18 protein-coding genes are annotated in these 22,587 nt (G+C 70.3%); 7 read left to right on the forward strand and 11 right to left on the reverse strand.

What is annotated here, in order from left to right:
- The first annotated feature begins 259 nt into the window (after nt 1–259).
- Nucleotides 260–1,576: an MFS transporter gene (locus tag ABZS97_RS35905; protein ID WP_356144844.1), complete on the forward strand. Its 1,317-nt coding sequence runs from the start codon at nt 260–262 to the stop codon at nt 1,574–1,576.
- 278 nt (nt 1,577–1,854) lie between these two features.
- The gene (locus ABZS97_RS35910) at nt 1,855–3,330 is read left to right on the forward strand and encodes a serine hydrolase domain-containing protein (RefSeq protein WP_356144845.1); all 1,476 of its coding nucleotides are present in this window, start codon (nt 1,855–1,857) and stop codon (nt 3,328–3,330) included.
- Between the two features lie 29 nt (nt 3,331–3,359).
- On the opposite strand, the gene ABZS97_RS35915 is transcribed toward ABZS97_RS35910, so the two are convergent.
- Complete coding sequence (locus ABZS97_RS35915; protein ID WP_356144846.1) at nt 3,360–4,184, reverse strand: protein phosphatase 2C domain-containing protein; 825 nt, start codon at nt 4,182–4,184, stop codon at nt 3,360–3,362.
- Nucleotides 4,185–4,373: 189 nt separating this feature from the next.
- Between ABZS97_RS35915 and ABZS97_RS35920 the strand changes: the two genes are divergently transcribed.
- From ABZS97_RS35920 to ABZS97_RS35930, 3 genes are all read left to right on the forward strand, one after another.
- Complete coding sequence (locus tag ABZS97_RS35920) at nt 4,374–7,079, forward strand: glucosidase (protein ID WP_356144848.1); 2,706 nt, start codon at nt 4,374–4,376, stop codon at nt 7,077–7,079.
- Nucleotides 7,076–8,527, forward strand: a complete 1,452-nt coding sequence (locus ABZS97_RS35925) for an alpha-amylase family glycosyl hydrolase (protein WP_356144850.1) — start codon at nt 7,076–7,078, stop codon at nt 8,525–8,527. Before ABZS97_RS35920 ends, ABZS97_RS35925 begins: the two co-directional genes overlap by 4 nt.
- A 175-nt stretch (nt 8,528–8,702) precedes the next feature.
- Nucleotides 8,703–9,356, forward strand: coding sequence for a DUF1326 domain-containing protein (locus ABZS97_RS35930; protein ID WP_356144852.1), 654 nt, complete (start codon nt 8,703–8,705; stop codon nt 9,354–9,356).
- 30 nt (nt 9,357–9,386) lie between these two features.
- Here ABZS97_RS35930 and ABZS97_RS35935 read toward each other — a convergent pair whose 3' ends face one another.
- Nucleotides 9,387–10,223, reverse strand: a complete 837-nt coding sequence (locus ABZS97_RS35935) for a DUF2182 domain-containing protein (protein WP_356144854.1) — start codon at nt 10,221–10,223, stop codon at nt 9,387–9,389.
- A gap of 219 nt (nt 10,224–10,442) precedes the next feature.
- Between ABZS97_RS35935 and ABZS97_RS35940 the strand changes: the two genes are divergently transcribed.
- Together ABZS97_RS35940 and ABZS97_RS35945 are read left to right on the forward strand one after the other, a co-directional pair.
- A complete protein-coding gene (locus ABZS97_RS35940; protein WP_356144856.1) occupies nt 10,443–10,934 on the forward strand; it encodes a VOC family protein in 492 nt (163 codons plus the stop codon).
- 117 nt (nt 10,935–11,051) lie between these two features.
- The gene (locus ABZS97_RS35945) at nt 11,052–11,888 is read left to right on the forward strand and encodes an alpha/beta hydrolase (RefSeq protein ID WP_356144858.1); all 837 of its coding nucleotides are present in this window, start codon (nt 11,052–11,054) and stop codon (nt 11,886–11,888) included.
- 15 nt (nt 11,889–11,903) lie between these two features.
- On the opposite strand, the gene ABZS97_RS35950 is transcribed toward ABZS97_RS35945, so the two are convergent.
- The 9 genes from ABZS97_RS35950 to ABZS97_RS35990 all read right to left on the reverse strand — a co-directional run bounded on the left by ABZS97_RS35950 (nt 11,904) and on the right by ABZS97_RS35990 (nt 22,436).
- Entirely contained in the window at nt 11,904–12,254 is a 351-nt protein-coding gene (locus ABZS97_RS35950; RefSeq protein ID WP_356144860.1) for a UBP-type zinc finger domain-containing protein, read from the reverse strand.
- The gene (locus tag ABZS97_RS35955) at nt 12,251–13,708 is read right to left on the reverse strand and encodes an ATP-binding protein (RefSeq protein ID WP_356144862.1); all 1,458 of its coding nucleotides are present in this window, start codon (nt 13,706–13,708) and stop codon (nt 12,251–12,253) included. Before ABZS97_RS35955 ends, ABZS97_RS35950 begins: the two co-directional genes overlap by 4 nt.
- Entirely contained in the window at nt 13,705–15,381 is a 1,677-nt protein-coding gene (locus tag ABZS97_RS35960) for an FAD-dependent oxidoreductase (RefSeq protein WP_356144864.1), read from the reverse strand. The genes ABZS97_RS35955 and ABZS97_RS35960 overlap by 4 nt, the downstream gene beginning before the upstream one ends.
- A gap of 95 nt (nt 15,382–15,476) precedes the next feature.
- Nucleotides 15,477–16,751 (reverse strand): DUF4032 domain-containing protein, encoded by a 1,275-nt coding sequence (locus ABZS97_RS35965; RefSeq protein ID WP_356144866.1) that lies wholly within the window; start codon nt 16,749–16,751, stop codon nt 15,477–15,479.
- Nucleotides 16,752–16,799: 48 nt separating this feature from the next.
- Nucleotides 16,800–17,624 (reverse strand): amidohydrolase family protein, encoded by an 825-nt coding sequence (locus ABZS97_RS35970; RefSeq protein ID WP_356144868.1) that lies wholly within the window; start codon nt 17,622–17,624, stop codon nt 16,800–16,802.
- A gap of 89 nt (nt 17,625–17,713) precedes the next feature.
- On the reverse strand, nt 17,714–18,535 hold the full coding sequence (locus ABZS97_RS35975; protein WP_356144870.1) for an N-formylglutamate amidohydrolase: 822 nt from the start codon (nt 18,533–18,535) through the stop codon (nt 17,714–17,716).
- A 77-nt stretch (nt 18,536–18,612) separates the two neighbouring features.
- Nucleotides 18,613–20,589, reverse strand: coding sequence for an NPCBM/NEW2 domain-containing protein (locus ABZS97_RS35980; RefSeq protein WP_356144875.1), 1,977 nt, complete (start codon nt 20,587–20,589; stop codon nt 18,613–18,615).
- Nucleotides 20,590–20,936: 347 nt separating this feature from the next.
- Nucleotides 20,937–21,860, reverse strand: coding sequence for an RNA polymerase sigma-70 factor (locus tag ABZS97_RS35985; RefSeq protein ID WP_356144871.1), 924 nt, complete (start codon nt 21,858–21,860; stop codon nt 20,937–20,939).
- A gap of 102 nt (nt 21,861–21,962) precedes the next feature.
- Entirely contained in the window at nt 21,963–22,436 is a 474-nt protein-coding gene (locus tag ABZS97_RS35990; protein WP_356144873.1) for a carboxymuconolactone decarboxylase family protein, read from the reverse strand.
- Between the last annotated feature and the right edge of the window lie 151 nt (nt 22,437–22,587).

A 22,587-nucleotide genomic window follows, 5' to 3' on the forward strand; every position in this document is an offset into this window, starting at 1 on the left:
GTCAACCCCCCAACCCCGGGGGGGGGGGGCCCCCCGTGTGGCCCCCGCCCACCCCTGTTCCACCTGCGGATTCGGCCCGAATCCGGCGTCGTGGTGGGGGCGTCTTGATTGTTGCTGAGATTGTTGACAAAAGCGTTGACACTTAACCCCGTCGGTCCTTAGCGTCAGGCGCATCACCGGGCCGGTCGCACGAGCCGCGACGGCCCTTCTCCCTCATCTCCCCTCCAGGGACATGCCTCCCGGACGAGAGGACACAACGATGTCTCCCTCCCCCGCTCCCATGCGCGGCGCCAGACTGGCCGTGCTGGTCGTCGGCCTGTGCTGGCTGGTCGTCCTGTTCGACGGCCTCGACATGTTCATCTACGGCTCCGTGCTGCCGCACATGCTGGAGACCAAGGCGCTGGGCATCACCCCCGGCAAGGCCGGCGACGTCGGCTCCTGGGCCACGTTCGGCATGCTGATCGGCGCCCTGTCCTCAGGCACCGTCAGCGACTGGGTCGGCCGCAAGAAGACGATCATCGTCTCCACCGCGGTCTTCTCCCTGGCCTCCGCCGTCTGCGCCTCCGCCGCCACCCTGGACATGTTCAGCCTCGGCCGATTCCTCGCCGGCCTCGGCCTCGGCGGGCTGCTGCCCAGCGCGATCACCCTGGTCACCGAGTACGCCCCGCGCGGCCGCGGCGCCCTGATCGTCGGCTCCCTGATGACCGCCCACCAGGCCGGCGGCATCGTGGCGGGCTTCGTGGCGCTCGGTACCGGTGACTGGCGCGTCTCCTTCTGGATCTGCGTGATCCCGCTCTTCGTCGGCGTCCCGCTGGCCGCCAAGTACCTGCCCGAGTCGATGGCCTTCCTGCAGGCCAAGGGCCGCGCCACCGAGGCGCTGGCCCTCGCCGACCGCTACGGCGTCGAACTGGCCGGCAAGGACGAGGAGCGCCCGGCCGCCGCCGAGCGCTGGAGTGCGCTGACCGCCCTCTTCCGCGGCGGTCTGTGGGTGCAGACCCTGCTCTTCTGGCTGGCGTCCTTCGGCGGCCTGCTGCTGGTCTACGGCGTCTCCCAGTGGCTGCCGTCGCTGATGAAGGCCAACGGCTACAACACCGGCTCCTCGATCGGCTTCGTCATCGTCATCAACCTCGGCGGCATCGTCGGCATGCTGGTCGGCGGCCGGCTCACCGACAGGTTCGGCGGCTCGCGCATCGCCGCGATCTGGTTCGGCGTCACCGCCGTCGGCATCTACACGCTCAGCGCCCACATGTCGCTGGCCCTCACCTACACCGTGGTCTTCCTCACCGGCCTGTTCCTCTTCAGCGCCCAGGCGATGATCTACGCCACGGTGGCCGCTCGGTCCGACGCCGAGAACCGCGCCACCGCCGTGGGCTGGACCTCCGGCATGGGCCGCTTCGGCGCCGTCTTCGGCCCCTGGCTCGGCGGCCAGCTGCTCGCCACCGGCTCGACCACCGCGGGCTTCACGGCCTTCGCCGTCGCAGGTGTCTTCTCCATGGTGCTCGTCAGCCTCACCGGCCTGCGCAGTCTGCCCCAGCCCCAGCAGAGCAGCACACCGCAGCTGACCACCACCGGCTGATGTCCCGGCGGTGAGTCCCGGCTGCCTCTCGCCGAGCGCGGGAGGTGCTCCACCGGACCGCGCTCCGGGCGCCACGGCCGACGACGCCGGGCGCCCGGAGGGGTCTCCTTCCTGCCGGGCCGGCCTGGCGCAGGGCAGGGGTGAAGCGCGGGCGCCAGGGGCGACCCCATGGACACGCCCACCGCCGCACCGGAAGGATGGCGTATGCACACAGCGCCGGGTCGACCGGTCGCCGAGACCGCCCTACGCCGTCACCGAGCCGCCCGGAGGCCGCCCGCATGAGCACCCGTCCACTGCCTGTCGCCGAGCCGGCCGAGCAAGGTGTCGACGCCTCGGGCGTGCACGCCTTCCTCGACGCCGTCGAGGCCGCGCCGGACATCGAACCGCACAGCCTGATGATCATGCGGCACGGGCATCTGGTGGCCTCCGGCTGGTGGGCGCCGTACGCCCCCGAGCGCCTCCACCTCCTCTACTCGCTCAGCAAGAGCTTCACGTCCACTGCCGCCGGATTCGCCGTCGGCGAGGGCCTGATACGTCTCGACGACCCCGTGATCTCGTACTTCCCCGAGTTCGAGGCCGACATCACCGACCCGCGCAGCCGGGCCATGCTGGTACGGCACGTCGCGTCCATGGCCAGCGGTCACCTCGCCGAGACCCATGAGCGGGCGTTCCGCCGCGACCGCGAGGAACCCGTGCGCGGCTTCCTGCTGACCCCGCCCGACCAGGACCCCGGCAGCGTCTTCGCGTACAACCAGCCCGCCACGTACACCCTCGGCGCGATCGTCCAGCGGGTGACCGGCCAGTCGCTGACGGAGTACCTGCGGCCCCGGCTGTTCGACCCATTGGGCATCGGCGAAGTCGCCTGGGTGGAGCGTCCGGCCGGCCGCGAGATCGGCTTCAGCGGACTGCACGCCGCCACGGACGCGGTAGCCCGGCTCGGCCAGTTCTATCTGCAGAACGGCGCCTGGGAGGGGCGGCAGCTCCTGTCCCGCGAGTGGATCGAGGAGGCCACGCGCGTCCACGTCGCCAACGACGACGGTACGGCCGAGGGGGCACTCTCCGACTGGCAGCAGGGGTACGCGTTCCAGTTCTGGAAGTCCCGGCATGGATACCGCGGCGACGGAGCCTACGGACAGCTCTGCCTCGTCCTGCCCGACCACGACGCGGTGATCGCGATGACCGCGGCCACCGGTCAGATGCAGGAGCTGCTCGACCTGGTCTGGCAGCACCTGCTGCCCGCGTTCGGGGACACGCCGCAGCCCGGCGGTCAGGACGCGGCACTGCGCGAACGCCTCGCGCGGCTCGCCCTGCCGCCGGTCGCCGCGGCCCCCGCGCCCCCTGAGCGCGCCGACGCCTGGGCGGGCGCCGAGTTCGCCCCCGCGGGCGGTGCCTGCGCGGACCAGCGCTCCCTGACGGGCGTCGCGGTCACGGCGGACGACGCCGGCTGGTACGTGTCGCTCGCCGAGGGCGACACGCGATGCGATCTGCGGCTGGGCGTGCCCGGCTGGACGACCGGCGCGACACCGGCCCCCACCGCCGTGAGCGGCGGATGGACCGACCCCGACACCCTCGAGGCCGACGTACTGTTTTTGGAAACCCCGCACCGCCTGACCGTGACGTGCTCCCTCCCGCACCGCACGTTCACGGCGCGCTGGCACACCACACCCCTGCACGGCGGCCCACTGAGCTCGGTGCGGGCTCCGCTGCGCGACACAGCGCAACCGCCGCCGACGACCGCGCGGACCACCGTCTGAGAGTCCCCGCACGAAGGGACGCGCCGCGCTCAGACGGGCGGCGCGCTCGGAGCGACAGGGATGAGCAGGGCGGTGATGTTGTCCGGACCGCCCGCGGCCAGGGCGAGTTCGACGAGCGACCGCGCCTCCTCCAACAGGCCTCCGCTCCCGGATAGCGCCGATCGGCGCCGGGCGAGCACCGCGCGCAACCCGTCGGCCTCGGGCCGATGCCGCCACAGCCCGTCCGTGCACAGCAGCATCCGGCCCGCCATCGCGGGCCGGTAGCTGCGCAGCCGCGGCACCGGTTCATCGGCATCCGCCCCCAGCCACGCGGCGAGAGTTTCGCGCGCGCCCGTGTCGTCCTCGGTCAGTGCCGTCCCGGGGCCCTCGTCCGGCAGCCAGTAGACGCGGCTGTCGCCGATCCCCGCGCTCCAGATGCCCTCCGGGCCGACGATGCCCGCCACATACGTGCAGGCCGGAGCGGCAGCAGCCGACGTCGCCAGAGCGGCCACCGCGCGACCCGCGCGTACGGCGGCGTCCATGTGCGCGTCCTCCGGTAGGGCGCCCTCGCGCAGGCGCGCCGTCAGTGCGGCCGCACCGACCTCCGCCGCGACCTGAGCGGCCCGCTCCGCGCGGGGTGACATCGACACCCCGTCGCAGACGACACCGATCGTCCAGGATCCGCTCACGGTCAAGGCCATCGCATCCGCGTTGACACCGCGCTGCCTGCCGCGGTCGCTCACTCCGGCCGCACCGTCGGCCGAGGTGATCTCCACATGCGCGCGGAAGCCCGGCTGAGCCGCTCCGCAATCCCAGCAGTGGCCGTCGGGAGCCACCGTTCCGCCACACGTGTCACAGCTCGTCATCTCCGTCATCAGCGACGCATCTTGTCAGACGCACCCCGACACCCGCCCTCGCGAAGAGCAGCCGAACGGCCGGTGGGCAGGTACGGCCCTGCGCGGGATGCTGGGTGGGAACCGGCTCACCGGGCTCGGCGGGATCGAGATCGCGCACGGCGTCCGACCGCACGTCCCTCACCGTCAACCGACCAGAACGGGGGAGACATGGAACACCCGACGGAGCATCCGACGGAACACCCGACCCAGATCGCCGAGCGTCGCAGGCTGGCCGAGGCCGACGAGTGCGGGGTGCCCTGGCGCCGCTGGGGACCGTATCTGAGCGAGCGTCAGTGGGGCACCGTCCGCGAGGACTACAGCCACGACGGCGAAGCCTGGTCGTACTTCACCCACGACCAGGCCCGCTCCCGCGCCTACCGCTGGGGCGAGGACGGCATCGCCGGGATCAGCGACGACAAGCAGCGGCTCTGCTTCGCCCTCGCCCTGTGGAACGGCCGCGACCCGATCCTCAAGGAGCGCATGTTCGGCCTGACCAACGCCGAGGGCAACCACGGCGAGGACGTCAAGGAGTACTACTTCTACCTCGACAGCACGCCCACCCACTCCTACATGAAGTTCCTCTACAAGTACCCGCAGGGCGAGTTCCCCTACGGCGAACTGGTGGCCGCCAACCACGCCCGCAACCGCCGCGATCCCGAGTTCGAGCTGCTCGACACCGGCGTCTTCGACGAGGACCGCTACTTCGACGTGTTCGTCGAGTACGCGAAGGCAGGCCCCGAGGACCTGCTGATCGAGATCACCGCGCACAACCGCGGCCCCGAGGAGGCCACGCTCCACCTGCTGCCCACGCTCTGGTTCCGGCACACGTGGTCATGGGCGGGCGGCACAGCCGTACCCGGCCTGCGGGCGGCACCGGGCGCGATCCGCGCCGATCACGACGAACTGGGCACCCGCCGACTGTACTTCGCCACCGACACACCCACCCTCTTCACCGAGAACGACACCAACAACGAGCGGATCTTCGGCACTCGCAACGCCGGCCCCTACGTCAAGGACGGCATCGACCGGTGCGTCGTCCACGGCGACAGCACGGCCGTCAACCCGAGCGGCACCGGCACCAAGGCGGCCGTCCACCACGTGCTGAGCATCCCCGGCGGTGACAGCGCCACGATCCGACTGCGTCTGACCGACACCGAACTCGCCGACCCCTGGCAGGAGTTCGGCCAGGTGCTCGACTCGCGACGCACCGAGGCCGACACCTTCTACGACGACGTCACACCGGACGGCACGAGCGAGGACGAACAGCATCTGGTCCGCCAGGCACTGGCCGGGATGCTCTGGAGCAAGCAGTACTACCACTACGACATCGAACGCTGGCTGGCCGAACACGGCGTCGACCCGCTCGGCTGCGACCCCTCCGTCCGCAACAGCGCCTGGTACCACATGGTCAACGACGAGATCATGTCGATGCCGGACACCTGGGAGTACCCGTGGTTCGCGGCCTGGGACCTCGCCTTCCACTCCGTAGCCCTCTCCCTGGTCGACATCACCTTCGCCAAATCCCAGCTGGACCTGCTGCTGCGCCGCCGGTACCTGCATCCCAACGGCCAGATCCCCGCGTACGAATGGAACTTCGGTGACGTCAACCCGCCGGTGCACGCCTGGGCCATCCTCTTCGTCTACGAACTGGAGAAGCACCGCACGGGCCGCGGCGACCGGGCCTTCCTGGAGAACTCCTTCCAGAAGCTGATGAAGAACTTCACCTGGTGGCTCAACCGCAAGGACACCGACGGCAACAACCTCTTCCAGGGTGGCTTCCTCGGCCTCGACAACATCGGCGTCTTCAACCGCAGTGCCGGACTGCCCGCCGGAGGGCAACTCGACCAGGCCGACGGCACCGCATGGATGGCCCTGTACTGCCAGAACCTTCTGGAGATCGCCGTCGAACTGGCCGCCGACAACCCCGTCTACGTGGAACAGGCGCAGACCCTGTTCGAGCACTTCGCGTGGATCGCGGTGGCCATGAATCACATCGGCAAGGACAACGAAAGCCTGTGGGACGAGGAGGACGGCTTCTTCTACGACGTCCTGCGGCTGCCCGACGGCAGCGCCACCCGGCTCAAGGTGCGCTCCCTGGTCGGTCTGATCCCCCTCGCCGCGACCAGCGTGGTCGGCAGCCGGCTCGACCGCCGCTTCCCCGAACTGCTCGCCGGAGCACGGGAGTTCATCGAACGCCATCCCGCGATCGAAGCCCTCGTGCATTCCCGGGACGCCCAGGGCTCCGGTGCCGACGGACGGCACCTGTTCGCCCTGTTCGGCGAGGACAGGCTGCGCCGCATCCTGGCCCGCATGCTCGACGAGGACGAGTTCCTCGGCCCGCACGGCATCCGCTCGCTCTCCCGCCACCACGCCGCCCACCCGTACACCTTCCACCTGCACGGACAGACGTACGATGTCGGCTATCTGCCCGCCGAGTCCGACTCGGACATGTTCGGCGGCAACTCCAACTGGCGCGGCCCGGTGTGGTTCCCGGTCAACATCCTCCTGATCCGCGCCCTGTTGAACCTCCACGCGTTCCACGGCGACGCCTTCACCGTGGAATGCCCGACCGGCTCCGGACAACAGCTGAACCTGTACGAGGTCGCCCACGAGATCTCCGACCGGCTCACCTCGACGTTTCTGCGCGGCGGCGACGGACACCGCCCCGTGCACGGCACGCGGCCCCAGTTCGCCAAGGACCCGCACTGGCAGGACCTGCTGCTGTTCTACGAGTACTTCCACGGCGACACCGGCGCCGGACTCGGCGCCGCCCACCAGACCGGCTGGACCGGCCTGGCCGCGGTCACCGCGACCCTCTTCCGCGTCGTCGGCGCGGGCGACTGGGGCGCCCTGCGCGAGGAGCCCCTGTCATGACGGCGATCCTCGAAATCAACACCATGGTCTGGCTGGGCGAGTTGAGCACCCGCTACGGGCGCCGCGTCACCCTCGGCGAGGTACCCGGCGAGGTCTGGGACGAGATCACCCTGCCGGGCATCGACGCCGTGTGGCTGATGGGCGTCTGGCAACGCAGCCCCGCCGGACTGGCCGTCGCCCTGCGCGACGAATCCCTGCTCGCGTCGCTCCGCCAGGCCCTGCCCGACCTCACCCCGGCCGACATCGCAGGATCCCCGTACTGCGTCCGCGACTACGTCGTCGACGAGAGCTTCGGCGGCCCGCAGGGGCTCGCCGAGGCGCGCACCCAACTCGCCGCCCGCGGCGCCCGGTTGATCCTCGACTACGTCCCCAACCACGTCGCCCCCGACCACCCCTGGCTCACCGACCGGCCCGCCGGCCTGATCCAAGGCACCGCCGACGACCTCGCCCGGGCGCCCGGGGACTTCCACGAGGTGTCCGGCCGGATCTTCGCCTGCGGCCGCGACCCGTTCTTCCCGCCCTGGCGGGACGTGATCCAGGTGAACGCCTTCAGTGACGAACTGCGGGCCGCGGCGGTGGACACCCTGGTGGCGATCGGCGACCAGGCGGACGGCGTGCGCTGCGACATGGCGATGCTGCTGATGAACGACGTGTTCGCCAAGACCTGGGGGGAGCGGGCGGGCCCGATCCCCGACGAGGACTTCTGGCCGTACGTCATCCCGCGCGTCCGCGCACGCCACCCCGACCTCCTCTTCATCGCGGAGGCCTACTGGGATCTCGAAGCGGCGCTCCAGCAGGAGGGCTTCGACCACTGCTACGACAAGCGGCTCTACGACCGTCTGCTCCACGAGAACGCCCAGTCCGTGCGCGCACACCTGCAGGCCGACCTCTCCTATCAGCGCGGACTCGTGCGCTTCCTGGAGAACCACGACGAACCCCGCGCCGCCGCCGTACTGCCGGCCGGGCGGGAGCGCGCGGCGGCCGTGGCCGTCGCCACCCTGCCCGGCGCGACGCTCTGGCACGAGGGCCAGTTCGAAGGCCGCCGGGTAAGGCCACCGGTGTTCCTCACCCGTCGCCCGAAGGAAGCGGTCGACGAGCCGCTGCGCGACTTCCACCACCGCCTGATCGCGGCCGGAGCCGCCGTACGGGAGGGCGACTGGAGGCTGCTGTCGTGCACGGGCTGGCCCGACAACGACACGCACCGCAACCTGCTCGCCTGGAGCTGGACCACCGCCGACACCCGCCACCTGATCGTCGTGAACTACTCCGACCTCCCCGCCCAGGGCCAGGTACCGCTGCCGTGGGCCGACCTCGGAGGCAGCCCCTGCCGGTTCACCGATCTGCTCACCGCGGACACCTACGACAGGGAGGGCGACGGACTCCTCGACCCGGGCCTTTTCGTGGCGCTGGACGCTTGGCACTGTCACGTGCTGGCCCTGGAGGGCTGAAGGCACTGATGATCGCCGTACCTTCTGCCGCGAAGAGGCGCAGACTGGAGAGAGGACGAGAACGAGGAACGAGCCGCCCGGCCGCTGGGTGCAGCGGTAGCGGCGCCGGACCACCGGCCTGACGCTCTGCCGCCCGCCTCGGCCCACGGCCGTGGGCTCGCGAGGAGTGAGAACGATGTCACAAGCGGCGGTGACGATCCCTGCGTGGCATGTCGCAGGCGACTGGTTCGACGTATGCAAGTGCGATATTCCCTGCCCCTGCTCATTCGCTCAGCCGCCGACCACCGGGGAGTGCGAGGGCATCCTGGTGTGGCACATACGCGAGGGCAGTTACGGCGACGTACGACTGGACGGCTTGAACCTGGTGATGGTCGCCTCGTTCGTCGGCAACATCTGGGCGGAGCACTCGGACGCGTACGCGGCGCTGATCCTGGACGAGCGCGCCGACGACCGGCAGCGCGAAGCCATACAGATGATCTTTGGTGGTCAGGCCGGGAGCTGGCCTGCGGAGATGATGAGCATGGCCGCCATGGAGGTGCGGGGCATGGAGTTCGCGCCCATCGAGGTCGAGATCGACGAGGACCGGGCCGCCTGGCGGGCCACGGTACCGGGGCTGGTCGAGGCCCGCGCCGAGGCGTTGAGCGGCCCGACCTCCCCCGAGGGTGTCAGGGTGCAGTCGACCGGCCTGCCTGGCTGCGAGACCGGACCCGGAGGGCTCGCGACCTGGGGGCGCGCCACCACCGACCGGGCCGACGCCTTCGGCTTCTCGTGGAATCGCTCCGGCCAGTCCAGCAAGACGATCACTTTCGACTGGTCCGGGCCTGACTGACTGGTTCGGTGCGTGAGTGAGCCGCAAGCGTCACATGCCGCCCATCGAGGGCATCGACCCCTGCAGTCCAGGCAGCAGCCAGTCCTGGAACGGTGCCAGCACGGCCAGGACCAGGAATGCGACGCCCACGACCCGTGCGAGCAGCGGACCCCAGGACCACAGCTTCTCCACGAAGATCACCGCGGCCAGTCCGGCCATCGCCGCCACGTTCATCATGCCGAGCGGGATCAGGACGACCATCAGGCCGGCGCAGCAGCCGACGCAGTACGCACCGTGGTGGACGCCCACCCTCAGATCGCGTGCAGGCCTCGGGAAGCCGGCGTAGTGCACCAGGTGACTCAGCGGGTTGCGGCAGTGCCGAAGGCAGACGTACTTGAGCGGACCGAGCTGATACAGGCCCGCGAGCAGGAACGCCCCGAAACCAAACCAGCGTCCGGCGGTCGGATGGTCGTCGACCAGCCCGCCGGTGAAGGCCAGAGCCGCGTATGCGAGCACTCCGAACGCGGTCCACACCAGCAGGTATCCGCCCACGAATTCAGCGGTGCGCGCGGCCCGGGCCCACCCGGAGGACTGCCGGCCGATCCCGCGCACCCAGGTGATGGCCACCGGCGCCATGGACGGCAGCATCATCGCCGCCATCATCGTCACCCAGAGCAGCAGGAACAGCGGCAGCGCCATTCCCATCGTGCCGGGCTCGATCCCCATGTCCTGGGCCTGCCCTATGGTGAGCGCCCACGCGGGCACCGCGATCAGGACGACCAGGAGCCAGGCGGCCGCGAGATCCCGTTTCGGCAGCAACCCTCCGCCGGCTCCGGTCGGTGCGGCCGACCGGGCGGGTGCGAGTGAGGAGAGTCGAGAGTGTCGCATCGGAGTGGTCTCCTGGGGACTCTTCCAGGAGACCACTTCATCGTGCGCTGTGCACCTTTGCGCGGCGCTCCCGAGATTGGGCCCCAGCGGCGCAGTGGCTGCTTCCGAGGGAACAGTCCTCGACTGGGGATGTCGGCGTCCAAGGGCAGTCGCAAAGTGGTTGAATTGAGGATCAGTTGTTTGTGTCGAAGGCGTAGTCCGAGTATCCGAGGAGCCCCCATGGAGCGTCTGGACCTGGCAGCGATCGAGGCGGAACGCGAGCGGCTGAGGAAGGAGTACCTGGCCCCCGAACGGCCGGCCAGCTCGGCCCGCGGAGTGCACCACGTGGCGCTGCTCTCCGCGGACGTGGAGCGGACCGTGCGGTTCTACCAGGGGGTCCTGGAGTTCCCGCTCACCGAGATGATCGACAACCGCGACTACAAGGGCTCGACCCACTTCTTCTTCGACGTCGGCAACGGCAACCTGCTGGCGTTCTTCGACTTCCCCGGCCTCGACGTCGGCTCCTACGCCGAGGTGCTCGGCGGACTGCACCACCTGGCCATCTCGGTCGACCCCACGACCTGGGAGCGGCTGCGCGACCGGCTCGCCGACGCCGGGATCGACTACCAGGAGGAGAGCGGCACTTCGCTCTACTTCCGCGATCCCGACGGCGCCCGCGTCGAACTCCTCGCCGAACCCCTCGGCGAGATGTACGGCCACTCGGTGCGCTGAAACCCGGGCTGGGGCTCATCCGTCCGCGCGCACACCGATGAGTTCTGGCGCGCACACCAGTCCTACCCCCGTCACCGCGCTCGCGGACGACGCCCGATGGCGGAAGGACGACCGGCCATGGCCACACACCACACCCTCGACGTTCCCGGTGCACGCCTGCACTACGAGATCCGCGGCTCGGGCCCGCTGCTGCTGGTGACGGGCGCGCCGATGGCCGCTGTCCACTTCGCCCCGCTGGCCGACGCGCTCGCGCGCCACCACACCGTCGTCACCCACGACCCGCGGGGCATCTCGGGCAGCCCTGTCGACGATCCCGAACAGGACTCCACCCCCGAACTGAGGGCGAACGACCTCGTCGCCCTCCTCGACGCCCTCGGCGCCGACTCCGCCGATGTCTTCGGCAGCAGTGGCGGGGCGGTGACCGGACTCGCACTGGTCGCACAGCATCCCAAGCGGGTCCGGACGCTGGTCGCGCACGAGCCGCCCGTGCTGGAACTGCTCCCCGACGCCGCCGAACGGCGCGCCGAGACCGACGACATCGTCGAGACCTTCCACAAGGAGGGCATCGGCGCGGCGTGGATGAAGTTCATGACCACCTCCGGACTCGCCGCCGGTGGCGACGGCGCGCCCGCCGCGCCGCCCGGGGAGCCGTCCGAGCAGGATCTCGCCGACAGCGCCCGCTTCTTCGCCCACGAACTCCGGGGCACCACACGTCATGTGCCCGACGTGAGCGCCCTGAAGGCCGGTCCGACCCGTGTCGTCATCGGCATCGGAGCGGCCTCGGGCCACCTGGTCACCTACCGGACCTCCGTGGCATTGGCCGAACTGCTCGGCACGCCGCCGGTCGAGTTCCCCGGCGACCACGGCGGATTCCTCGGGCGGACCGAGGAGTTCGCCGAAGTGCTGCGCAGGACGCTCGCCGACGGGGGAGCGGGCGAACCCTCCGCCGGATGAACGTCCCACGGGGTGTCAGCGCAGAGTCTCCGCCCAGTTCGCGGGGACGCGCCCCGCGGGCCCGGGCGTGGGCTGGTCGGTGGGATGGCTGACCGGGGGAGCGAGGTCGGGACCGGACTCGTACAGCTCGGAGGTGTCGAAGTTCCAGAACCAGCTCTCGCCGGGCTCGAAACTGCGGATGACCGGATGCCCGGTGGACTGCGCGTGCGCGGTGGCGTGCTTCGAGGGCGAGTCGTCGCAGCAGCCGATGTGACCGCACTGGGCGCAGCGCCGCAGATGGAACCACCATCCGCCCGCCGCGTCGCACTCGACGCATCCCGTACCGCTCGGCGGGACGGCCGGGTCGATTCCGGTGGGCTCGGTCATGACGGCTCCTCGGGTGTGTCGGGGTCCGTGACGGTCAGGGGAAGACGTACCTGGAAGCGGGTGTCGCCGGGCACGCACCGGACGTCGAGGCTGCCGTGATGCTTGTTGACGACGATGCGCCAGGAGATGTCCAGGCCAAGCCCGGTGCCCTCGCCCACCGGCTTGGTGGTGAAGAAGGGATCGAAGATACGGCCGCGGATGTCCTCCGGAACACCGGGGCCCGTATCCCCGAACTCGACGAGGAGACGGTCGTGGTCGAGTGACGTGCGTACCGTCAGCGTGCCGTCCCCGTCCATGCCGTTCATCGCCGCGACCGCGTTGTCGACCAGGTTCGTCCACACCTGGTTGAGCTCACCCGGGTAGGCCGGGATCCTCGGCAGCGTGCGGTCGTACTCCTTGACGACGGTGACGCGGGAGCCGATCTTCGAGGACAGCATCAGCAGGGTGCTGTCGAGGAGCTCGTGCACGTCGCACACCTGGTACGGGGCCCGGTCGAGCTGGGAGTACTGCTTGGCCGCGTCGACGAGATGGGTGATGCGGGTGGTGGAGTCCTCGATCTCGTTCATGAGGAGCTCGGTCTCGACGGTGTAGTTCAGCCACCCGATGGCATTCGGGAGGATCTCCTCGTCCACGGCCGCCGCGACCTGGTCCAGCCAGTCGATGTCGAGACCGGCCTGCACGAAGGTGGGCGCCACCCGCCAGCCCTCCGCGATGCCGTGGTCGTCGAGCCAGTCGGCGAGGGCGTCCTCCCGGTCGGAGGCTTCGAGCGGGCTCAGGGCGGTTGCCTTGGCGACCCGTTCGGCCGTGCGTTCCTGGATCTCGATGAGACCGGCGAGGGCCTCACGGGAGAACGGGCCCCCGGCGATGATGCCGAGCTTGTGCCGCATCTTCCCGACCCGCTCGCGCAGCGTGGAGGTGGCGCGCACCGCCGCGGCGGCCGGATTGTTGAGCTCGTGGGTCAGACCGGCCGACAGCGAGCCGAGGGCCAGCAGCCGCTCACGCTGTCCGATGGCCTGCTGGGTGGTCTTCGAACCGAAGAAGAGCCCCTCCAAGAGGTGGACGGCCATCGGGAACCAGTCCTGCATGATCGCGGCGAAGGTCTCGGCGGGCAGGACGAAGAACCGCGACGGCTCGGTGACCCGCAGCGAGCTGCTGTAGAACTGCTGCACCCGGTCGCCCAGATAGGCCTGCATGGCCCCGGAGTACACCCCGCGATTCGATGTGCGGTTGATCTCCACGTCGTCGTTGCCGACCCGGCGCGAAAGCACGAGCGTGCCTTCGAGGAGGACGAAGAAGCAGGTGGCAGGGTCACCCTCCGCGTACACGGGGCCCGGCTCGAACTTCTCCACGCGGCCTTCACGGCACAGCCGGTCGAACTGCTCCGCGTCCAGCTTCTCGAACAGGAACAGCGTGCTCAGCTCGGCCACGCTGCACGGCATCGGCTGCCCGCTCACGACTGCTCCAGGTAACGGTGGACGAGCATCACGGCCATGGCTCCCTCTCCGACGGCGGAAGCGACCCGCTTCGCGGATTCCGAGCGCGCGTCCCCGGCCACGAACACGCCGGGCACGCTGGTCTCCAGGTGGTAGGGCGGCCTCTCCAGCTCCCAGCCCGCCGGCGGCTGGCCGTCGGCGGTCATGTCGGGCCCGGCCATGATGAATCCGCGCGCGTCACGCAGCACGGTCCCCTCCAGCCAGTCGGTCAGCGGAGCCGCCCCGATGAACACGAACAGCCACTGCGCGTCGACGAGTTCGGTGTGGCCGCTCGCCACGTCGCGCAGGGTGAGCTGCTCCAGGTGGTCCGACCCGTGCGCGGACTCGACCACCGTGCCGGCCCGGACGCTGATGTTGGGCGCGTCGTTGATCTGCTGGATCAGATAGTGCGACATGGACGCCTCCAGCGACGAGCCGCGCACCAGGAGGGTGACCGACTTGGCGCCCCGGGCCAGGTACATGGCCGCCTGTCCCGCCGAGTTGGCGCCGCCCACGATGTACACGTCGTGGCCCTGGCAGGAGGCCGCTTCGGTCAACGCCGAGCCGTAGAACACGCCGCACCCGGTCAGTTCGGACAGGCCGGGGGCCTCCAGCTGCCGGTACGACACGCCGGTCGCCAGGATCACGGAGTGCGCGGCGATCGCCGAGCCGTCCGAGAAGCGGACGGTGCGCGCCGCCCCCGTGACCTCCAGCCCGGTCACCTCCCTCGCGGTCAGGATCTCCGCGCCGAACTTCGCCGCCTGACGGCGCGCCCGGTCGGTGAGCTGCCCTCCGGACACGCCGTCGGGGAAGCCGAGGTAGTTCTCGATCCGTGAACTCTGCCCCGCCTGGCCGCCGGTCGCCGACCGCTCCACCAGCACGGTCCGCAGTCCCTCCGACGCGCCGTACACGGCCGCGCCGAGCCCGGCGGGACCGCCGCCGATGACCACGAGGTCGTAGAACTCCGCCGTCGGCGTGGTCGCCAGACCCACGTGCGCCGCGAGTTCCGGGTCCTCGGGCTCCACCAGCGGCGTCCCGTCCGGCGTCACCACCAGCGGGAGCCGCTCGCCGTCCTGCCCGGCGGCGGCAAGCAGACGCCGGCCCTCCGGTGTGTCGGACGAGTACCAGCGGTACGGCACCTGGTTGCGGGCCAGGAACTCCCGTACGTCCGAGGAGCGCGCCGACCAGCGGTGCCCGACCACCTTGCAGGCGGGCACGGGCCGGTAGTCGCTGGTCCGCCAGGCGTCCAGGAGATCGTCCAGGACCGGGTAGAGCTTCTCCTCCGGCGGATCCCAGGGCTTGAGCAGGTAGTGGTCCAGATCGATCACGTTGATCGCGTCGATCGCCGCGTTCGTGTCCGCGTAGGCGGTCAGCAGCACCCGCCGCGCACCCGGAAAAACGTCGAGTGCCTGTTCGAGGAACTCGATGCCGTTCATCTGCGGCATCCGGTAGTCGGCGAGGATCACCGCCACCTGGTCGCCGCGCAGCTTCAGCTCCCGCAGCGCGTCGAGCGCGGACTCCCCGGACTCCGCGCGCACGATCCGGTACGACTCGCCGTACCGGCGCCGCAGGTCGCGGGCGACGGCGCGCGAGACTCCGGGATCGTCATCGACCGTCAGAATGACGGTCCGCGCTGGACTGGCGGCCTGTGTCATACGTCTCCCACCCCGAGCAGGTCAGTGGCACCCCGGCGTCACGTGCAGCACGGTGCGCCGCTCGGCCGTACCTGCCCAATCGTATGTATGAACGGTCACCTCTGCTCAGAAACCGTGTTCCCCCCGGTCACACCGGGTGCGTCCGTCCGCGGCGGCAGGGTCTCCCGGACGCGGGGAAGGATGTTGTCGACGTAGTCCTCGACGGCCGTGTCGAGCCCGATGTCGTGCTGGGCGCGCTCGGACAGGTACCAGCGGTGTTCGAGCAGCTCGTGATAGATCTCCGCCGGGTCCATGGAGCCGCGCAGCTCCAGCGGTACGGCGCGCACGGTCGGCCGGAAGACGTCGCGCACCCAGCGGTGGGCGAGGACCTCCGGGCGGGCGGCGAGGGGGTCGCCGGGCGCGTAGTCGTCCTGGGTGGCCATCCAGCTCTCCAGGTCGTTGAGGAGGCGGCGGGCCTGGTTCTCCTCGGCGTCGAGTCCGGTCAGCCGCAGCAGTTGGCGCTGGTGGTGACCGGCGTCCACGACCTTGGGAACGAAGGTGACCGTGTCGCCGTTGGAGGAGTGCGCGATCTGCATCTCGGCGACGTCGAAGCCGAGGTCGTTGAGCCGCCGGATGCGGCGGTCGATGTAGTGGTGCTTGCCCGCCGGATACACCGAGGTGCGGGTCAGCTCCTGCCACAGCCCCTGGTAGCGCGCGCAGATCTCCATGCCGAACTCGATCGGGTCCACGGAGGGGTGCAGCGCCCCGGACGCCTCCAGGTCCAGCAGCTCGCCGCTGATGTTGACCCGGGCCAGATCGAGGTCGTACTCCCGCTGCCCGTTGCTCAGCCGGGGATGCAGATCCCCGGTCTCCGCGTCCACGAGGTAGGCCGCGTAGGCCCCGGCGTCCCGTCGGAAGAGCGTGTTGGACAGCGAACAGTCGCCCCAGGCGAATCCCGCCAGATGCAGCCGGACGAGCAGGACCGCCAGCGCGTCCATCAGCCGGTGCATGGTGGCCGGGCGCATCGTCGTCTCGAACATCGCCCGGTAGGGCATGGAGCCGCCCAGGTGGCGGGTGATCAGTACGGGTTCCAGCGGCGCGCCGTCGTCGTCCGTGCGGCCGGTGACGACGGCGAGGGGGTCCACCGCCGGGATCCCCAGCCGGTCCAGGCTGCGCAGCAGCTCGTATTCGCGCACCGCCGGCCGCTCGGCGAGCTCCTTGACGGCCACCACCTCGTCTCCGGCGCGCGCGTAGCGCACGACGTGGCGCGATATGCCGCGCGGCAGCGGGACGAGGTATCGCTCCGGCCACTCTTCCAGGGGCAGCTGCCAGGGCAGTTCGAGCAGGAGCGCGGGGTGCTCCGGGTTGGTGGCGCTGATCTGCAATGCCATGAACGGGCTGACCTCACCTCAGGATGGACCGTGAACGTGCACAAGCATCTATGAAGGTGCCGGGAGGTGAAAGACACGTCGTGCGTTGCCTGAGAGGAACAGCTCGCTGGTCTCCTCGTCGAGGCGGAGATCGGAGAGGTGCTCCAGGGCCCGGGCAGGCGTGATCATGGGGTAGTTGGAGCCGAAGAGAACCTTGCGGCGGCCCCGGCCGCGCAGGTAGTCGACCAGCTCGGGCGGGTAGCGGCGGGCGGTGTAGGCGCTCGTGTCGATGTACACGCCCGGGTGCTTGTCGGCCACCGCGATCATCTCCGTGGTCCACGGGTAGCCGATGTGACCGCAGACGATGGTCAGTTCCGGGAAGTCGATCGCGACCTGGTCGATGTACGGGATCGGTCGGCCGGTCTCCGAGGGGCGCATCGGCCCGGTGTGGCCGACCTGCGTGCAGAACGGGATGCCGAGGTCGACGCAGGCCGCGTACAACGGGTAGTACAGCCGGTCGGTGGGCGGCAGCTGCCACAGCCACGGCACGATCCGCAGCGCGACGAAGCCCAGCTCCTCGACGGCCCGGCGCAGTTCGCGCACGGCGGCGACCGGCCGGGTCAGGTCCGCGCCGGCGACACCACGCAGCCGCCCGTCGGACCGGCCGACGAACTCGGCGACCTCGTCGTTGCTGATCAGCGGCCCCTGCGGCCCGTACCAGGCGCTGGAGAGCCCGGTCTCCACGTCGGCGGCGGCCAGTGCGGAGACCGTGGCCTTGACCGGAAGCGGCTCCTCCAGCAGCTCCATTCCCGTCCAGCGACGCAGCGACTCGAACATCTCGTGGTTGGAGTGGCGGAGGGTGGGGTGCTGCATCCACGCGTCGACGACCGGCATGATCTTGCCTTCCCTCCGGCTGTCGCCCGGCGGACCACAGCGGCTAAGCGTGCGCTTACCGAGACCCTAGAGGGCGTTCGGCCGCGTGGCTAGGAGGGTGCCCCGCCGCCTGGCCGGGCGGTGACCGCGTCGACCAGCGCCGCCAGCGCGGAGGCAAGACGGCCGAGCCCGGGGCCGGCCGGGCCGCCCGGCTCGCTCATGTACGTGTCCCGCCGGATCTCCACCATCAACGCGGTGACCTGCGGCTCCTTGCCGTAGAAGTCCAGGGGGACATACGCGCCGGAGAACGGGCTGTCGATCCCCGCGTCGCCTGTGCGCGCGAACGCCGCCCGTGCCTGGGCGAGCAGCTCGGGCGGCGTGTGGAAGGTGTCGGTGCCCAGGCAGACCGGCGGTCGGGGGCCGTCGCCGTGCAGTTCGTAGGGCAGCCGGGCCGTCGGATACGAGTGGACGTCGATGACCACGGCCCGCCCGGTGACGGCCAGCCGGTCGGCGACCGCATCCGTCATCGCCTGCGCGTACGGGTGGAAGTAACGCTCGATCAGCGGGCGGGGGTCGAAGCCCGCGGGCCTCAGCGGGGCGCGGTGCGTGGTCTGCGTGTAGACCGCGCCCATTCCGACGGACAGCATCTCCTCCCGTTCGTCGGGGAAGCGCTCGGGATCGATCACAAGCCGCGACATCCGGTTGACGAATCGCCACGGGGTGACCCCGGCCGCCTTTGCCGCTGCCTCGGCGAGCTCGATGGTGTGCGCGTCGGTGATGTGGTCCAACTCGCGTGCCAGCGCGCCGTCCTCGAGCAGGATGTCGTCGCGTACGGCTGCCGGGATCGTCCGGGCGGAGTGCGGCACGTGCAGGATCACGGGCGAAGCGTCGGCGCCGGGGAGCAGTTCGAAGGTCTTCGGGGCGGGATGCATGAGGGGAATCCTCTCCCGGCACGCATCCCGCCGTCGCTGCTTTCGATCACTCCTGCCGGCGCCGGCAGGAGCCTGGCTCACGCACAGGTGAGCTGGGGTGTCGCCCAGTCGGCATGGTCGTAGTCGGCGCCGTCACCGGAGTCCGTGACGCTGAGCCGGAGTTCGAGACCTCCGGTGAGATCGGCGGTGAGCGTCTTCGCCGCGTCGGCGCCGGTGATCCGGCCGCTGTCCGCGACGACCGTGTCGTTGCGCAGGATGCGGAAGACGACGGATCCGTTGCTGCCCCCGGCCTCGTCGTCCACCCCGACGTTCACGGTCAGCCGGGAGCACGAACCGCCGAGGTAGTACGTGACGTCGCTCGCCGCGTGGGTGCCGAGCCCTTTGGCGTACGTGGTGCCGTTGATCGTGAGGGCGCGTCCGTCACCGGCGGCCCGCTCGCCGTTGCTGCTGTCGCGCTCGACCGGGCCCCAGCCGCCGGAGGCCGCGCTCCACGTCAGGTCGCTCAGCGCATGCGTGCCCGCCGCAGGGCCCCTGCCGCAGGCGAGCCGTGCGTCCGCCCAGTCGGCGTGGTCGTAGGTGATCCCGTCTCCGCCGTCCGTGACGACCAGCCGCAGTGTCGTGCCGCCGGTGAGATCGGCGGTCAGCCGCAGCGGCGGATCACTGTTCGTCCGCACCCCGCTGTCGGCGACCTTCACCGCGTCCCGGTAGACCTGGAAGTTCACCGAGCCGCCCGCGGTCGACTCGTCGTCCACCCCGACGTCCACGCGCAGCGAGGTGCACGCACCGCCCAGGTGGTACGTGATGTCGCTCGGGGCGTGCGTGCCGAGCCCCTTGGCGTACGTCGTCCCGCCGATGGTGAGGGTGTGCCCGTCCCCGGCGGCCTGCTCGCCGTTGCTGAGGTTGCGCTCGACCGGGCCCCAGCCGTTCGCCGCCGAACTCCAGGCCAGGTCGCCGAGTTGGCTGACCCCGGTCGGCGGAGGCACCGGGGTTCCGGGTGTCACGCGGTACATGACGGTGCCGTGTGCGGGCACCGACGCGCTGATCGTGCCCGAGGTGGTGCTCGTCTGCTTCGACCACAGGTCCTTGAGCACGTACGACGTCGTCCCCCCGAGCCCGATCGCCTCCGCGGTCGTGGTCACCGTCCTGGCCGTCGTGTTCTCGTTTGTCAGCGTCACCGAACGGCCGCCGTCGGCAAGGGCTTTGGACATCACGACGAGCCCGCCACCGTTCGACACGACCGTCCCCTGCCGTCCCAGGGTGTCCTGGTCGACGGCGATGACGTCCGTGTTCTTGAGTACGTCGAGTGTCGCGGAGGACACGCTGCGCAGGTCACTGCCGATCAGCAGGGGTGCGGCCATCTGCGCCCACAGGCTGAAGTGGGTGCGGTACTCGGTGTCGGTCATGCCGCCGTTGCCGACTTCGAGCATGTCGGGGTCGTTCCACGCGCCCGGCTTCGCGTACGGGGCCAGGGCCTGGTTCTGGTGCGCGATGCCGATCATGCTGGACCAGGAGTCGGAGATGTCGCCGGTCGTACGCCATGAATTGCCGTACTCCGCCGCCCAGTTCCAGGGCTGGTTCTCGCCCCACTCGCAGATGCTGTACACGATCGGCCGACCGGTGGCCCTGAGGGCGTCGCCCATCGCCTTGTAGCGCTGCCTGGCGTCGACGCCGGTGTTGTTGCAGTTGTCGTACTTGAGGTAGTCGACACCCCAGGACGCCCACAGATTGGCGTCCTGCTGTTCGTGCCCGAGCCCGCCGGGGAAGCCCTGGGTGTCACAGGTCTTGGTGCCCGCGCTGGAGTAGAGGCCGAACTTGAGCCCCTTGGAGTGGACGTAGTCGGCAACCGCCTTGATCCCGTTCGGGAAACGGACCGGGTCGGGCACGAGGTTGCCGTTCGCGTCGCGGTTCGGCAGCGCCCAGCAGTCGTCGATGTTGACGTAGGTGTATCCCGCGTTCTTGAGCCCCTGCGAGACGAAGACGTCGGCGATGCCCTTCACCATCGTCTCGTTGAACTCCGCACGGCAGTGCGTGGAGTTCCAGTTGTTGAAGCCCATCGGCGGGGTGCGGGCGAGGCCGTTGTCCACGGTGGGAGCGGCGCGGGGCGCGGCCGATGCGGGCTGCGCCACCACGAGCGCCGAGGCGGCCAGGGAGAGCGCGGCTGCGACGACGGCGAATCTCTTCGCGTGCGGGCGTCGTTCGTCGGACAAGTGCGTCTCCCCGGGGTGAGTGGTGCACAGGACCAAAAAGAGCCGAACGAAAGTCACCACATCACAACGGGGTGTTCAGAACATGTCAAGGGTGAAGTTGGGATGGGATGGGGCGGTGTTGGTGCGACCAAGGCCGGCGTCTCGTCGGTGATCGGTGGACGTGGTGAGGTCGTGGCGTGCGGGCGGTACCGGGCTCACCCCGTCCGCCTGCGGGCCTGTTTCACCTCCTGGCTGACGGCCCAGGCGTCGGCGACGGGACCGAGGTGGCCGAGCTTGTCCGGGTTGATGACCGAGCGGATCGCCTGGATCTGCCCGTCGAGGACCTCGAGAGCCAGCGAGTGGAGCACCTTGCCGTCCCGGTCACGGAAGACCGCGCCCGGCTGACCGTTGATCTCGTGCTGTTCGAACGTGATGTCGATCCGGGCCATGACCGGGTAGACGGAGGTGAGCAGGCGGGCCACGTTCTGCGCGCCGACCACGGCCTTGGCCAGCTGCGGGGCCTTGCCGCCGCCGTCCCCGACGAACTGGACGTCGGCGGACAACAGGCTCTGCAGCCCGCCCACATCACCCTGCGACAGCGCCTCGAAGAACCGCGCCGACAACTCCTGCCGCTCCCTGCGGTCCGCCTCGAACCGGGGGCGCCCCTCGCTCATGTGGCGGCGCGCCCGGACCAGCAGCTGTCGGCAGGCCGCCTCCGAGCGGCCCACCGCCGAGGCGATCTCCTCGAAGCCGAAGGCGAAGACCTCCCGCAGCACGAACACCGACCGTTCCAGCGGGCTGAGCCGTTCCAGGAGCAGCAGCGCCGCCATCGACACCGAGTCGGCCAACTCGGCCGCGCGTTCCGGGTCCTCGTAGGGATCGTTCAGCAGTGGCTCGGGCAGCCACGTGCCGGCGTACGTCTCCCGTCTCACCCGGGCGGAGCGCAGCACGTCGATCGAGACACGGGTCACCGCGGCCGACAGGAACGCCTTGACCGAGACGGGCCGCGTCGTCGAGGCGTCGAAGCGCAGCCACGTCTCCTGGACCGCGTCCTCCGCCTCGCCCACGCTGCCCAGAATGCGGTACGCGATCGAGAACAGCAGCGGCCGCAGCTCCTCGAACTCCTCGACCTTGCTCACGCGTTCTCCCCCTTGTGGTTCTTGCAGTCCTTGACCCGGCAGCGAGGCCCGTGCCGGCAAGGCATCCTTCGATGATCACCCAATACGTGGGCGGCCGGCGGTTCAGTGGAACTGGCCGGCCACGTAGTCTCCGGCGGGCTGCTGGGTGATGACGTTCAGCCGGTTCACCGTGTTCATGAACGAGACCAGGATGACCAGGGCGGTGAGCTGCTCGTCGTCGTAGTGCTGCGCGGCGCGGGCCCAGACCTCGTCGCCGACCCCGCCGGCCCCGTCCGCGACCCGGGTTCCCTGTTCCGCCAGTTCGAGGGCGGCCCGCTCGGCCTCGGTGAAGACCGTCGCCTCCCGCCACGCCGTCACCAGAGCGAGCCGCACCGCCGTCTCGCCGGCGGCCGCGGCGTCCTTGGTGTGCATGTCGATGCAGACCGCGCACCCGTTGATCTGGCTCACCCGCAGGGCCACCAGCTCCTGCGTGGCGGCCGGCAGGGGCGACTCCTTGAGCGCCTTCCCGGCCGACATGAAGTACTTGATGGCCTTGCCGGCGATCGGGCTGGCGAAGTAGTTCAGTCGCGCGTCCATGGTGTGCTCCTCCGTGCTCGGTTGGGACCTCACCCACGAGACGAGACAGCCCGCGCCACTGTGACACGCCAGGATGTGACCTGAGTCTCTCCAAGGGCAGCGTCGAGTGGTGTGCGGAAGTGGGCTCCTCCTGGCAGGAGGTGCCCCCGTC

The organism is Streptomyces sp. NPDC005485 (assembly GCF_040606085.1).
GTDB lineage: Bacteria > Actinomycetota > Actinomycetes > Streptomycetales > Streptomycetaceae > Streptomyces.